The 13,521-nt window shown below is 40.2% G+C and carries 15 protein-coding genes; 9 read left to right on the top strand and 6 right to left on the bottom strand.

All coding sequences use genetic code 11. The features are described 5' to 3' along the window. From AC4GME_RS07905 to AC4GME_RS07870, 8 genes are all read left to right on the top strand, one after another. A partial coding sequence (locus tag AC4GME_RS07905; RefSeq protein ID WP_490379207.1) for a hypothetical protein occupies positions 1–683 on the top strand: 683 nt, incomplete at its 5' end. 241 nt (positions 684–924) lie between these two features. Further along, complete coding sequence (locus AC4GME_RS07900; protein WP_490377165.1) at positions 925–1,590, top strand: SDR family NAD(P)-dependent oxidoreductase; 666 nt, start codon at positions 925–927, stop codon at positions 1,588–1,590. 373 nt (positions 1,591–1,963) lie between these two features. After that, positions 1,964–2,173: a hypothetical protein gene (locus AC4GME_RS07895; protein WP_490377166.1), complete on the top strand. Its 210-nt coding sequence runs from the start codon at positions 1,964–1,966 to the stop codon at positions 2,171–2,173. A 73-nt stretch (positions 2,174–2,246) separates the two neighbouring features. Continuing rightward, complete coding sequence (locus AC4GME_RS07890) at positions 2,247–2,489, top strand: DUF6868 family protein (protein WP_490377167.1); 243 nt, start codon at positions 2,247–2,249, stop codon at positions 2,487–2,489. A 77-nt stretch (positions 2,490–2,566) separates the two neighbouring features. Further along, the gene (locus tag AC4GME_RS07885; protein WP_490377168.1) at positions 2,567–3,163 is read left to right on the top strand and encodes a hypothetical protein; all 597 of its coding nucleotides are present in this window, start codon (positions 2,567–2,569) and stop codon (positions 3,161–3,163) included. A 159-nt stretch (positions 3,164–3,322) separates the two neighbouring features. Continuing rightward, positions 3,323–4,237: a permease gene (locus AC4GME_RS07880; RefSeq protein ID WP_490377169.1), complete on the top strand. Its 915-nt coding sequence runs from the start codon at positions 3,323–3,325 to the stop codon at positions 4,235–4,237. 337 nt (positions 4,238–4,574) lie between these two features. Continuing rightward, a complete protein-coding gene (gene cyaB / locus AC4GME_RS07875; RefSeq protein WP_490377170.1) occupies positions 4,575–5,132 on the top strand; it encodes a class IV adenylate cyclase in 558 nt (185 codons plus the stop codon). Between the two features lie 184 nt (positions 5,133–5,316). Next, entirely contained in the window at positions 5,317–5,799 is a 483-nt protein-coding gene (locus AC4GME_RS07870) for a GNAT family N-acetyltransferase (RefSeq protein ID WP_490377171.1), read from the top strand. A 189-nt stretch (positions 5,800–5,988) separates the two neighbouring features. Here the strand turns inward: AC4GME_RS07870 and AC4GME_RS07865 are convergent, their stop codons facing one another. Beyond that, on the bottom strand, positions 5,989–6,420 hold the full coding sequence (locus tag AC4GME_RS07865; protein ID WP_490378093.1) for a PACE efflux transporter: 432 nt from the start codon (positions 6,418–6,420) through the stop codon (positions 5,989–5,991). A gap of 94 nt (positions 6,421–6,514) precedes the next feature. Between AC4GME_RS07865 and AC4GME_RS07860 the strand changes: the two genes are divergently transcribed. After that, positions 6,515–7,390: a LysR family transcriptional regulator gene (locus tag AC4GME_RS07860; protein ID WP_490378092.1), complete on the top strand. Its 876-nt coding sequence runs from the start codon at positions 6,515–6,517 to the stop codon at positions 7,388–7,390. A 133-nt stretch (positions 7,391–7,523) separates the two neighbouring features. Here AC4GME_RS07860 and torD read toward each other — a convergent pair whose 3' ends face one another. From torD to AC4GME_RS07835, 5 genes are all read right to left on the bottom strand, one after another. Further along, entirely contained in the window at positions 7,524–8,150 is a 627-nt protein-coding gene (gene torD, locus AC4GME_RS07855) for a molecular chaperone TorD (protein WP_490379206.1), read from the bottom strand. Positions 8,151–8,236: 86 nt separating this feature from the next. Beyond that, positions 8,237–10,702 (bottom strand): trimethylamine-N-oxide reductase TorA, encoded by a 2,466-nt coding sequence (torA, locus tag AC4GME_RS07850; protein ID WP_490378090.1) that lies wholly within the window; start codon positions 10,700–10,702, stop codon positions 8,237–8,239. A gap of 13 nt (positions 10,703–10,715) precedes the next feature. Next, the gene (gene torC, locus AC4GME_RS07845; protein WP_490378089.1) at positions 10,716–11,897 is read right to left on the bottom strand and encodes a pentaheme c-type cytochrome TorC; all 1,182 of its coding nucleotides are present in this window, start codon (positions 11,895–11,897) and stop codon (positions 10,716–10,718) included. A 56-nt stretch (positions 11,898–11,953) separates the two neighbouring features. Further along, complete coding sequence (gene torE / locus AC4GME_RS07840; protein ID WP_490378088.1) at positions 11,954–12,124, bottom strand: trimethylamine N-oxide reductase system protein TorE; 171 nt, start codon at positions 12,122–12,124, stop codon at positions 11,954–11,956. Positions 12,125–12,750: 626 nt separating this feature from the next. Further along, positions 12,751–13,521: LysR substrate-binding domain-containing protein (locus AC4GME_RS07835; RefSeq protein WP_490379205.1), on the bottom strand; the 771-nt coding region annotated here is incomplete at its 5' end.

The raw sequence follows: 13,521 nt of genomic DNA, 5'->3' as shown, positions 1-13,521 counted from the left end.
TTTTACTTTCGGTAATCATTCACATTAGGGGAAGAAAACCAAACTGGCTAGATATTGAAACAAAATGGTTAGTTATTTCGATACTTCCAGTTCTAATTGTAATGTTCACTGGAGGCTATATAAGTAGTTTTAAAGGCTTTGGTATAGAAATTGAGGCGTCTCTTAAGGAGCCTGTCGAAAACAGAATTACGCTTGCTGCTAGAAAAGCAATTGTTGGCGATATAAGTGAGCAAAAAGGTACGCTAGCTCATCTGTATGAACTTTCAGAAGAAGAGAAAAATTCTATCGAAAGGCTTCAATTTAAAAACAAGTATCCTTCCTATGCATCTGACGCAGTAAAACAGTATCTTAAGATACTACCGAAATTGGAATATATTGAACTGCTTGACGATAAGTCAAAATTTATCGGAGTTATGCTGGCAAGTGATTTATTAGGAAAGGAAGAACAATTTGTAACTTCACTCGAGTCTGGAAACATTTTGATTGATTTTTCCAAGCTCATAGTTACTCACTATGTAGATTCTAATACAAGTGCAATTGACACTTTAGATCGAATGCGAAGAAATAATGAAAAATTCCTTCCTCTTTTGAACAGCAACCATTCTATGGAAGGGGTTGTTACAGAGTCATCATTAGAAAAAAGTATTGCAGATGAAGTGCTTAAAGCGAGTAATAAATCCTAACATGGCAAAGTTACTTGGACGCTTGCAGTAACAATGGATCAAGTCGTTAATATGAAACTAACAATAGGAACATCCAATAGTTGTTAAATAATAAGTGAATAATTTTAAATAATTCAATAGATATCCCACCTTTCATCTTTTTTGCGCAGAAAAGCAGTTATTCATTTGAATAAATTTTGCTATGAATTACTTACAGGGGATAAAATGAATGACGTTTATTATCTTTTATTAAAGGAATTTTATGATTTTAATTACAGGTGCCAGTAGCGGCCTAGGTGCTGCACTGGCGAATTTGTATAACCTTGACGGTAAATCACTGCTTATTAGCGGCCGTAATAAGCAGCGCCTCGCACAGGTTGCAGAAAAAATGTCGGGAAAAGTACAGTCCGCACAAGCAGATCTTTGTGATCCGCAGGCGATCTCAGCCCTTCTGGATTCCCTAGAGCAAGTTCCCGATACCGTTATTCACTGCGCAGGCAGTGGCTATTTTGGTCCGATAGAAGAGCAGGAACCTGAGGCTATTAATAATCTGATAGCGAATAATGTGACTTCTACAATTTTCTTATTACGTGAGCTGGTCCAGCGCTATCGTAGCCACAAAGTCACGGTCGTGATTGTTATGTCAACAGCAGCCCAAGTAGCTAAAGCAGGAGAGTCTACCTACTGTGCCGCGAAATGGGCTGTACGAGGTTTGCTGGAATCAGTGCGCCTGGAGCTTAAAGACAGTCCAATGAAACTTATTGCAGTTTATCCAGGAGGAATGGCGACTGACTTTTGGAAAACAAGCGGTAAAGTATTAAACACTTCAGAATTTATGACGGCAGAGGAAGCTGCCATTATGCTCAAACAAGCCCTCATTAGTACTGAGAATGGTTTTGTCTCAGATATTACGATTAATCGAAGCTAGCGCAGCAATAAACGCAGGACTTGCTCAATATCAGTTAATTTGTGCCAACTGTCTTGAAAAACACCGCGAAGTAGAAAGTATCTATCTTAGTCACTTTAAGTAGTTGTATATATGCATGGTTACACTGCGTTGAAATTGCACTTATTTAAGAGATGTGAGGGTGACGGTTGCGTTTGTTTTTTAAAGAAAAATCCAATACTAGAGCACATTTATTTGCCTCATAAATACAAGATAAGTAACTATTTAATATCATTTTTCTTGCGGTGAACTATCTTTATTGGAGAGACATTATGCATATTAGTATGTATGCCATCTAATATACTGTTAGCACCCTCAAACGATATGCTTTTATATTTAAATCAAGGAGTGAATTATGAAAGTTTCAATCATTGAAAATGATAGTGGACGAGTAGTTAAATCCTATGTAATAAACTTACCTGATACTCACCACACACCTTCGGATGACGAGTATTATTCTAATGCATGGCAATGTGCCGTTGAAGATGGCACTGTGGATGAGGAAGATTCATCTGCCTACAGTTTTAGTTTAACGCCTGTGTCCGTTTATAAGCCTGCGCTCTAACACAAATCAATCGGACTCTGCACAGTTGGCTCGTCGTTGTTTGTAGTGTTAGACCTCGGAAGGAGGAACAATAATGACAATTGAATTAATTCGTGACGCTTTAGCCTGGTGCTCGGTAATTAACATTGGCTTGTTGCTGTTTTGGGTGTTGTGGTTAACGCTGGCCCATGATTTTGTATATCGAGTTCATAGTAAATGGTTGAAGCTATCTGTGGAAAGTTTCGACACTATTCATTATACGGGCATGGCATTTTTCAAAATATGTATATTTATGTTTAACATTGTTCCGTATATCGCATTACGTATTGTTGGATAATTTGGCGACATCTGGCAAGTAGCAATGCCTCGGCCTATGCGGCAGGTGCTGCCATCTCAATAAAATTGGAGTGTCAATTGCAGCCTAAGTTAGATGCAGCACTATTTTTTGCTTATGAAACTCTAGATGGTTACTCTTTGACTTTAGTTTCTCGACTGGGAGAAATGCTAAGATTGGCAGAGGAGATGTACGGCCGAAGAGACAATGAATATACAATTCTAGGGATTGAGTTTAGCAGTGACGGACCTAAAATTTGCTATCCGGGAAATTGCAAAAACGTTGCTATTCAGCTTGGAAGGTCAGCAATGACTGATAATGATCAAGCATGTTACCAACTTGCTCATGAATGTATTCATTTACTATCTCCAAACGGAAAAAACGGAGCGAGCAACCTTGAAGAAGGCTTGGCTACTTATAATTCAGCTTACTATATGAAGAATGAGATGAGGCAGGCAAATTGGCAAGCAAGTCTGCCAAGCTACGTTAAGGTTGAAAAATTAGTCAGAAAAATAATGGATGCAGATCCACAAGCAATTAAAAGAATGCGTCAATCCGAATTAACTATCTCAAAAATCACCGCAGAGCTTTTACAGAAGGAATCCCAAGTCCTTAATGCTGATGAAGCAAAATTTCTTGCCGATAAATTTGTAAGATCATTTTCCTATAAGCTGTGACTATTGGTCCTTTGATATGACCTTTATTTTCATTAAATTCATCTTCTAGGTTTATATTTCGATATTTATGGAAATGCGTTGACGGCAACAGATTTTACCTTTATATTTCCAATATTCCAGAACTTTGGTATTAACAGGTGAAATTACAGAGGTTAAATTATGACAATTACAAATGAAATGTTAGCAGAAACAGTTGATATGTTCGTGTTTCTCGCCGTTGAACTTACGATCTTATTCCTTGCTATTAGCTATCTAGTCGGGGTTTTACAGGAGTATATTCCGCCGAGTAAAATTCAAAGTATACTCAGTGGTAAAAAGGGTAAAGGCTATTTTGTTGCGGGACTTTTAGGCGCTATTACACCGTTTTGCTCCTGTTCAACTATCCCTTTTTTAAAGGGATTGTTAAGAGCAAAAGCAGGCTTTGGCACTATGATGGTATTCTTATTTGCCAGTCCGCTGCTTAATCCGATTATCATCGGCTTATTTGCCGTCACCTTTGGCCTGGATGTCACCGTGTTCTACTTTGTGATTGCTATGGGTGTCTCCATTATTGCAGGCTATACCTTGGAAAAATTAGGTTTTGAGAAGTACATTAAAGCTGAGGCTTATCTAACACCTCAATCAAAAGCTTGTTCAAGTGGCTGCGCTGGGATAGTCGCACCCGTTAATAAATGGGGAAGAATATGGCAGGGTACTTGGAGTGATTTTAAAAGCGTATTGCCATATTTGATCGGCGGTATTGCATTGGGTTCAATGATTTATGGTTTTATGCCAACTGAATTTGTCGCTAGCGTCGCCAGTGAAAACAATCCGTTTGCTGTGCCGATTGCCGCTGTTATTGGTATTCCACTGTACATTCGCGCAGAGGCCGTGATTCCACTTAGCGCAGCATTAGCCGCAAAAGGTATGGGCCTAGGGGCGGTGATGGCCCTGATTATTGGCAGTGCAGGGGCTAGTTTAACAGAAGTTATTTTACTGAAATCTATCTTTAAAAATCAGATGATCCTCGCTTTTCTTGCGGTGATCTTAACTATGGCTATCGGAGCAGGTTACCTTTACAGCTATATCTTTTAATGGATTGAAATAGCGCATACAAGCGCATTATAACAGTTCCCAAACAGCCAATGCCGTTCACTTAAGGTGAACGGCTTCTTTTTTAGCTGACAGCTACTTTTAGATCACTTTAAAAGCCTTGTCCTATTAACTTTTTTTAAAAGTAAAACGATTGTCTAAGAGCGGTTGCCTCAAATTCCTAACCCCTAACGTTATTCTCCTGCGATCTCCGCATAGAAAAGGGTGCAGAACTGTAAATATCCTATAAGATGCGTTGATTTTGTTAGCTTTTTTTTTGAGCGTTGCTTCGACTTGTAAAGTGAAGAGCTTTTGTCGATTTTATTTAAGGATTTAGTTTATGAGTGAACATTTCAAGGGGAAGTTTGAGGTAGAGTTAAAATATCATTTAATTTCTAGAACTCGTTTTTTATCTGATTTACAGTTAATGAATCCGGAAGTTATGCTGGAAAACAATCTAGAATATGATTGCTATTTTGATTCTCCTCAATGGCCATTAAGTACTGAGAATAAGAGTGTTTGCATAAGAGAGATGCAGCCATCCGGTATTATGCTGTGGATAGTGAAAGGACCGGAAACAGATCGTTGTGAAGCCGTTAATATTACAGATGTTATTAAAGCTAAAAGCATGCTCAAGACGATGGGATATGAGCAGATTTTGGAGATGAAAAAGCAGCGAAGTATATATTTTTTAGGTCAGTATCACGTCACAGTTGATCATCTTGAGGGGATTGGTGATTTTGCTGAGCTTGCAATTATGACTGATGATGAATCAATGCTGGAAATATATAAGCATCAATTGCTGGATATTGCGCAAAAGTTAGGACTGACTGAAGCACAATTAGAGCTTAAATCATATCGACAACTGTATGCTGATAAATGCAGAAAAACGTTATAGCTCGGATCAAGGTTGGTATTACTCTATTGCTGATCAGGAATAGCTAGGCGTCAAGAATATCGTAGTTATTAATCCACCTTGGAAATTGAAGCAATTATCAGACAAGTCAATCGGATTACGCAAGCAGAGCGCAACGTACAGCATTGTTTGTGTTGTTGTAATCGCTTGAAGAGTAGGTATGTAAATGATATTTGAAATATCAGATATAACTCCATCACAGGATCTGCAAGTTTGCGATATTATTAAAAGTGTCGGTGCGGAACATGGCGCTGTCGGAGATGGTTTTGGTCCTTCTGATCCCGAAGTGTACTGCATGAGCCGGCATTATAGTGAGCAAAGCAAAAGCAAATACTATGTCGCCACAATTAATGAACAAGTTGTGGGGGGATGTGGTCTTGCATCATTCAATAATAGTGCGGAGACTTGCGAATTACGTAAGCTATTTTTGTTGCCGGAAAGTCGAGGATTAGGTATCGGGCAAGAGCTGGCCGTTAAATGTTTGCATTATGCAAAATCGAAAGGTTATAAACGCTGCTATCTCGATACGTTATCGATCATGAAACCTGCTATTGCTTTATATGAAAAGCTTGGCTTTATACACTTAAATCGTCCGCTTGCAGGAACGATTCATGGCGGTTGCGATATCTGGATGTTAAAAGAGTTATAGCAGAAGCATAAAATTGATCATAGAGCAGTTTATCTCCTTTTGGGGACCTGTCTTGATTAACAAAACATAAGACCCCGTTATAAAAAAAGGCTGGTCAGTTATCTCTTTTAAAGCAAACCTTAAATGAATTGGTTTATATCAATTTAGTTTGGCTATAAATAATTATATTCCTGCATCAGTTCCTTATATTTAAACTAAAGTTTGGACTTCATGAGATTTAATAATCTGAGCGCGTAAATGATCATAAGCGTAGTTAAAGATCAGTGTGTATAGCAAAATGAACAGAGTGAGACCAATATCCAAAATAAACGCTTCTAAGAGACTGACTTGTAAAATATACGCCATCACAGGAGTGGTTAAAAATACTAAACCAGACTCAAAGAGTAATGCATAGCTAATTCGTAATTTCCAGCTTCTTTCTTCACGCTTACCGATAAAAATTTTGTCAAAACCAATATTAAATATATAATTCCAAACCATCGCGATTAGCGATAAGGCGATCATGGTTTGTAATGCCGAATGAATTTCAATATTGGTAAATAGTAATAAGCCCAGCATTGATAAAAATACGGCGATACCTTCAAATAAAACCATATGCAATAAGCGTTCAGCAGTGGACATAATATTCCCCATTAAATTCTTGTGATTAATTGTTGGATTTATTATTTATCTTAATTAAACTGAAGGAAAGTTAGCAACCATCACAGGTCGTGATATGTATAGTCTTGAACAACTAAAAATATTTGTTGCCGTTTCTGAAAACGGATCATTTTCAGCAACTGCGCGTAAGCTTAAAAGAGCCCAGTCCGGTATCAGTCAGTCCATCTCTAATCTTGAAATTTCTCTTGATAAACAACTGTTTGACCGAAGCAGTAATACCCCTTCATTAAGTGATGATGGTAAAGCGTTACTGCCGATTGCTAAATCGCTTCTGTTACAGCAGCGCCAGTTTGATCAAAAAGTATCGGCATTATCGCAGCAGGAAGAGCATGAATTAATTATTGGAATTGAAGAAAGTCTCTCCTACGGGCCTATTTTTAATAAGATTAAAAAGTTTGCCGAACAATTTCCGATGACTAATTTAGAAGTGGTTACAGCATCCACTTATGATATTGAAGAATATGTACGTAAAGGTGAAATAGATATTGGACTGGTTTATAGCAAGGGTGAATTTCCGGATGATGTCGATTTTGGCACGCTTGGTTATAATAAATTTATTACCGTAGCCGCACCTTCACATCCGCTCGCCTCAATGCAGGAAGTCACCGATCAAGTGTTACGTGCCTATCGACAACTGGTATTACGTACCTACCACGGAAAAGAGTTATGGTTTAGCCATGCGATTAGCACACAAATTTGGTATGCCAGTAATCATCATTTATTGCTTGAATTAGCTGAACAAGGGATTGGCTGGACCATGTTGCCTGAAGATTTAGCCTTAGATTCTTTAGCGCAGGGCAAAGTCAGCTTGCTAGATGTGACTTATGAACCCTTTGGTTGGATGAATACCATCGATTATATCGTAAGTCGCAGCAGTAAACAGGGTCCTGCTTTACAAGGGTTGATTGCTTTATTAAAAGAAGCATTTTAGGACAAGCAGAGAAAAGTAATGCAATTATCGGTTATTGCAGCTGCTTTAATTTTTCCTAGAAGATAAAAGGGCCGCCATAGTTTGTAAACTAACAAACTATGGCGGCCCTTTTATCTATTTTGCTATCTGTAAATTAAGCTTTTATTTCTGCGAGATCCTGCTTGATATAAGCCTGCAACAGTTGGCAAATCCCCTGATAAAAACCTGAGTTTTTGACCTTGTCGGTAGCTTGTACAAACATATCTAACCAAGAGAGAATATTAGTCTCGATAAAATCAATTTGCGCATCACTGACACCTTCACCATCTTGAATAATAAGATTACCCAGGTAATCAAGTTGGATGGCTATATGGTCAGCCGGCTCTTTAAAGTTAGGATCAACGACTAAACCTTGGGCTGTAAACAGATCCACCATATCCTGATGAGGCTGCTCAAACAGTTGTCCAGATTTAGACAGATAAACAGATGCATAGGGTGGTGCACCAGCTTTAGTATCGGTTAAAAATATCTGACTAAAATCAGCCGCTAATTCCAGTTCCGGTTTGTTGATTGGTAAAATCGTGGTTAATGCTGATTTTATCTTTTCAACAGAAGCTGTAAAGAGTGCTTCTTGTTCAAGTTGATCCAATAACTTCACCCCTTCGCCACAAAAATAGATAGCAAGTTGCTCTTTATCCAGCTCTTTGGTCAGCAGGGTGGCAAACCACCAATACAGGCTAGCCCGTGTTTCATTTATTTCAGATACAGTTGTTTCAGTCATTCTTGTGCTCACTTATTGAGGTCCTGCAGATGAGGTATTTGTCGCTACTTTAGCGACAAATATCTCATATTCTGTTTCAGTTATCTTCAGCTTATCTCTTTAGGGCCGCCAAATGCGGTCACTGCAGGTACTTTACCGATAAATTTTTCATATTGAACCTGACAGGTATTGGCGCTGGTTGCCTGTGAAAGCTCAGAAGTTGCCAGATCCATAGTCAGAGTATTCGGATCGCCATAGGTATCTAATGAACCTATCTTCTCATCAACCGGGCCGTACCATGCACCCTCTTCGATACGGGCAACACCCGACGGGAAGTTGTCTGATACTACTGCTCCAGCTAATAACTGACCGCGCTCATTAAATACTCTTACTAAATCTCCATCTTTAATACCGCGTGATTTAGCGTCATGCGGGTTCAGGTAGATAGGCTCACGGCCTTTAACTGCATATGTGGCACGGAACTGTTCAGAATCACACATTTGTGAGTGCAGGCGTTTATTCGGGTGACAGGACTGTAACCAGATAGGGTGCTTATCAGAGCCTGGACCGCCGTGTGAGCGTTCTGCTTTTTCAAACCACATTGGATGACCCTGACACTCTTTGTATCCGTAACGGTCTATTTTACGACTGAAAATTTCGATAAAACCAGACGGAGTTCCTAATGAGTTGATTTCCGGATCTTCGCGGAAAGCAGCCTGACGTGTCCAGTCTTTGCCTTTACCGAAATCAACAAAACCCTCTTTCCAGAATGTCTCAAAATCAGGCATCGGGAAGCTGGCTTTATTAGCTTCAACACAGCCGTTATAAAGTTCTTTTACCCACTGCATCTCATTCTTACCCTGGGTGTAGTCTTTTTCCTGGCCGAGTTTGCGTGCCAGCAGGGTAAATATTTCAAAGTCAGTTTTCGACTGGAATAAAGGATCAACCAGTTTCTGCATCGCAATAATACCGCGCCCGCTGTATGAACCGTAGAGATCTAAATCGTTACGTTCCCACTGCGTACAAGCCGGCAGAACGATATCAGAGAAACGACAGGTTGCCGTCCAGGTGAAATCAACCGTCACAACTGTTTCCAGTTTATGGAAAGCTTTTTTCATGTTGTTGCGGTCCTGGTGGTGGTGCCACGGGTTACAACCCGAGAAAACCATCATCTTAAGATCCGGCAGGGTAATGGTTGCACCGTTTGCCTGAATTTTTTTACCCGGTTCTAAAATAGCATCAACCCAGCGTGCAACGGGAATCGTGCTGCTGTAGCCCTTGTAGTCTTTGTTTTTGTGAATACGTTTGTCAGGTTTATCCGGATTACGCGGGAATGCGCCCGGACCAGCTGCGCCCGTTGAAGCAACACCTACAGAGCTGTAATGGTGTGCGTAACTGATACCGCCGCCTGGTAAACCGATTTGCCCTAACATAGTCGCAAGTACCGCTGCCATCCAGTATGGCTGCTCACCATGCTGCTGACGCTGAATACTCCAGCCGACCATAATCTGCGTGCGCTCTTTGACTAGCATGCGTGCAAATTCACGAATCTGATCAGCTTTTATGCCGCAGATCTGTTCAGCCCATTCCGGCGTTTTTTCAACTTTATCTTTAGTTGCGCCTAACAGGTAGGGAACAAAGTCTCCAAAACCTAATGCATAGGTATCGATGAATTTCTTATCGTATAAATTTTCTTTATAAAGTGTATGTGCAATCGCTAACATAAACGGCACATCAGTTTGCGGATTGATGTACTGCTGCTCTGAGTTTAAGTAGTTCTGTGTTTTGCTTTTTACCGGATCAACACTGATCACGCGGATCTCTTTTCTGGCGATTTTTTCTTTCAGCTGCTCAAGATACTCAAACGCTTCATGTGTTTCACAGTTCCAGCCGACCTGCAAATTTTTAACTAAGTCAGTTCCCCAAAGTACAATGGTCTTACTGTTTTTAAGGATTAGCGGCCAGGAGGTGCCTTGTGCATAAACCTCAGTTGTCCCTAAAACGTAGGGCATAATCGTCTGACCCGCGCCCGTTGAGTAGTCACCGACCTTATTGACTGTGTAACCGTGCATGGCGATTGCGCGCGCCATATGATTACCGCAGGAGTGCACCTGACCCGTTGAGCGCCAGCCGGTACTTCCGGCGTGAATTGCCCAAGGACCGTACTGAGTCTGCATACGTTCTAATTCATCATGGAAAAGGGTGATTGCTTCATCCCAGGTAACACGAATAAAACGGTTATCACCACGCTGTGTAGTATCACTTTTTTCACGGTTCAGATACCAGTCGTAACGCACCATAGGGTAACGAATACGTGACGGGCTGTAGATAATACCTTTAATGCCTTTAAGCATATCGGTCGGATATTTATCTGCTTCAAACGCTTTTATCTCCTGTACTTTACCCGCATATACACGGGCACGGAAAGCACCCCAGTGTGAACCGCTAACTTTCCATTGCCCAGCTGTATCGCCAGCCGCCGCATGTGCGGCTTGAATTAAACCCGGACCGACTAAAGCTGCAGTACTAGTGGCCAGCAGACCTTGTAAAAAACTACGTCTTGAAATTGACATTGTGACCTCCTAATTAATGCGCTTCGTCTGAAAAATCAGATGAATGTTTCTGTAGATATTTAAGCACTAACGCCTGTGTATCGCCGTCTAAATTCACGAAAGATAACATACCGTTAAACATGCCCGGCCACGTATTGGTGTCAAAATGGTTTTCAGCTGGTTGGGTATGACACACACTACAGCTCTTATCGAAAGTCGTTTTGGCAAAGGTCCATAAAGTATCGCGGGATTCAGTTAACGAGCCATTGCGCATCCATAATTTAACGCTAACTTTCTGCCAAGGCAGGCCGGTTAACTCATCAATTTTAGATTCACCTTTATCCATGTAATCATCACTGAGTGCTACTTCTTTGCTTAAGAAACCATCATTGATATTCATTGCAAAATCTTCAAACATTACACGGCCGAAACCTTTAGTCTTACGCCATGCATCAATCTCAACTTGAATGGCATTATCTTCAACGGCTAATATTGTTACTTTTGTCGCCGCATTTAATTGCCCCGCTTCTGTTGCTAAGGTTTTGTCCGTAAACAGCGGCAGCTGGCGAACACTGTAATAACTTTGTCCCTGGTCATAACCAGATGTAGCCATCTCTTCCAGTTTTGCCAGTGTGCCTTCACCTGAATGCATATTTTCAGGCAGGTTATGGGCAATACCTTTATGACAGTCGATACAGCTTTGATCGCGTTCGGCAGCCATTTTCATCTGTACCTGCGCACGCTCAGACATGATAGAGAAATCCATGCTGTTGTAGTTATGACAGTTTTTACACTCTAGTGAATTATTGGCGCTGAAACGATCCCACTCATGCTGTGCTAACTCGCCACGTTTTGCTAAGAATTTTTCACGGGTATCGATATTACCGAACACTGCGCTCCACACCTCTTTTGATGCCTGCATTTTACGGGCTATTTTATTTGTCCAGTTATGCGGGACATGACAATCCGGACAGGTTGCACGTACACCTGAGTGGTTTTTCCAGTGCACAGTTTCCTGCAGCTCGACATAAACATTGTCAGACATTGCATGACAACTGATACAAAACTCTTCGGTATTGGTGACTTCCAGTGCGGTATTAAAACCACCCCAAAAAATAACCCCCGCCAGGAAACCACCCATGGAGAGCAGTCCTAAACTTAAATGCACACTTGGTTTACTGACAATTTGCCAGAAACATTTGATAAATTTGATCATAACTAGACCTTAGTAATGAAAGGAAAAGAGAAAAGGTAGATAAAGAGCTGCTTAGTTTAACCGTGCCCTGGAGGTCCCATAAACATTTGTAAAAACCAAACGGTAAAGCCATAACCGCCAATCAATAAAACGCTTAAAATGGGAAATAAACAGACAGTGATAAACAAAAATGTTTTCCACTCTCTTGTGCGTGTCGTTTGTTCATATTCATTTTTTATTTCTGACATAATAATTCCATTTTTTTATAAATTAAGTGAACTTTATATTGATATTTAGCCGCACCTGCCAGGTTGCAACTTAATTGCAAAGTTCTTATAAAGAATGGTAGTTTTGAAACCTAATATATTCAATTGCTTTACATATATTTAATATAACCATTTAATTTATGACGTTATTGCCAACTATTTACTTATTATTGCTTGATCTAGGTCGGTTTGTTGATTGCCTTGATCTGATAGTGATGATTTTTTTTAACAATTCACTGTTATTTACAGTCGAATTTTCACGAATATCTGCCTGACCATTATGGCAACTAAAAATCATTGAGTGTAGATGGAAGGATTAGAGGCGTACTTATTGAAGGGATAATTAATAACCGTTTTATTGCAATCAGTATTAAAACGCAGCTTGCAATTGCGCTTTAATACTTAACCTCATCTCGGGATAATGAAAGCGAAATACTCCTTAATATCATGTAGTTAAACTCTTATATCATACAGTGTTGATAGTTTTGTGTAGTTCAAGGCAAATCAGCGTAGTAATAGCTGGCTATTGGTAGCTGATTTAACGCAGAAGTACGCGAAAATAGCTGCACTGTATCGATTTGCTTATCTCGAGCTGAGGTTACTTATGTTTATTGCAAATGTTCGAGCAGATAATCAACCAGTAAACGTATCTTCGGGGAAAGATAACGGTTTTGCGGGTAAACTGCCCAGATCCCTTCTGGTGGTTCACGCACGTTATCCAGCAGGGTTACTAGTTTTCCTGAATCTATATGCTGCTGCAGATAATAATCGGGTAGCTGAATGATGCCGAGATGTTTTAGCGCCGCATCAACAAGTCCAATACCGCTATTACAGCGAATATTACCCTGAACACGAATATTCTTTTCTTTCTCTTGTTCGGTAAAACGCCAGTAATCACGTGTGCCTAGCAGGCAGTTGTGGTTTTTTAATTCGGACAGTGAGTGGGGCTCACCAAACTTTTTAATGTATTGGGGAGAAGCGCAAACATAATTTGAACGCACGGCTAATTTTTTGGCGATTAAACTGGAGTCTTTAAGTTGTCCAAGCCGTATTGCCAAATCAAAGCCGCCTTCCACTAAATCAACACGGCTATTGCTCAAATCACTGATAACTTCAATCTCACTATATAACTGCACAAAATCGTTTATTAAAGGCAGGATTTTTTGTTCACCATAGGTTACTGGTGCAGAGATCTTAATGGTTCCCTGCGGACTGCTTTGTAAATTAGTTATCGCTTGCTCAGCTGCATCTAAACCATCTAATAGATTACGGCAATGCTGATAAAACAGTTGCGCTTCTTGTGTTAAAGAAACTTTACGTGTGGTGCGGTAAAAGAGCTTTATATTCAGGCGTTTTTCTAATGCCGTGATTTGCCGACT

This window comes from Psychromonas sp. (genome assembly GCF_983033635.1).
The sequence above is the reverse complement of the archived record's forward strand: the minus strand, read 5'-3'. Positions and strand labels throughout refer to the sequence as shown.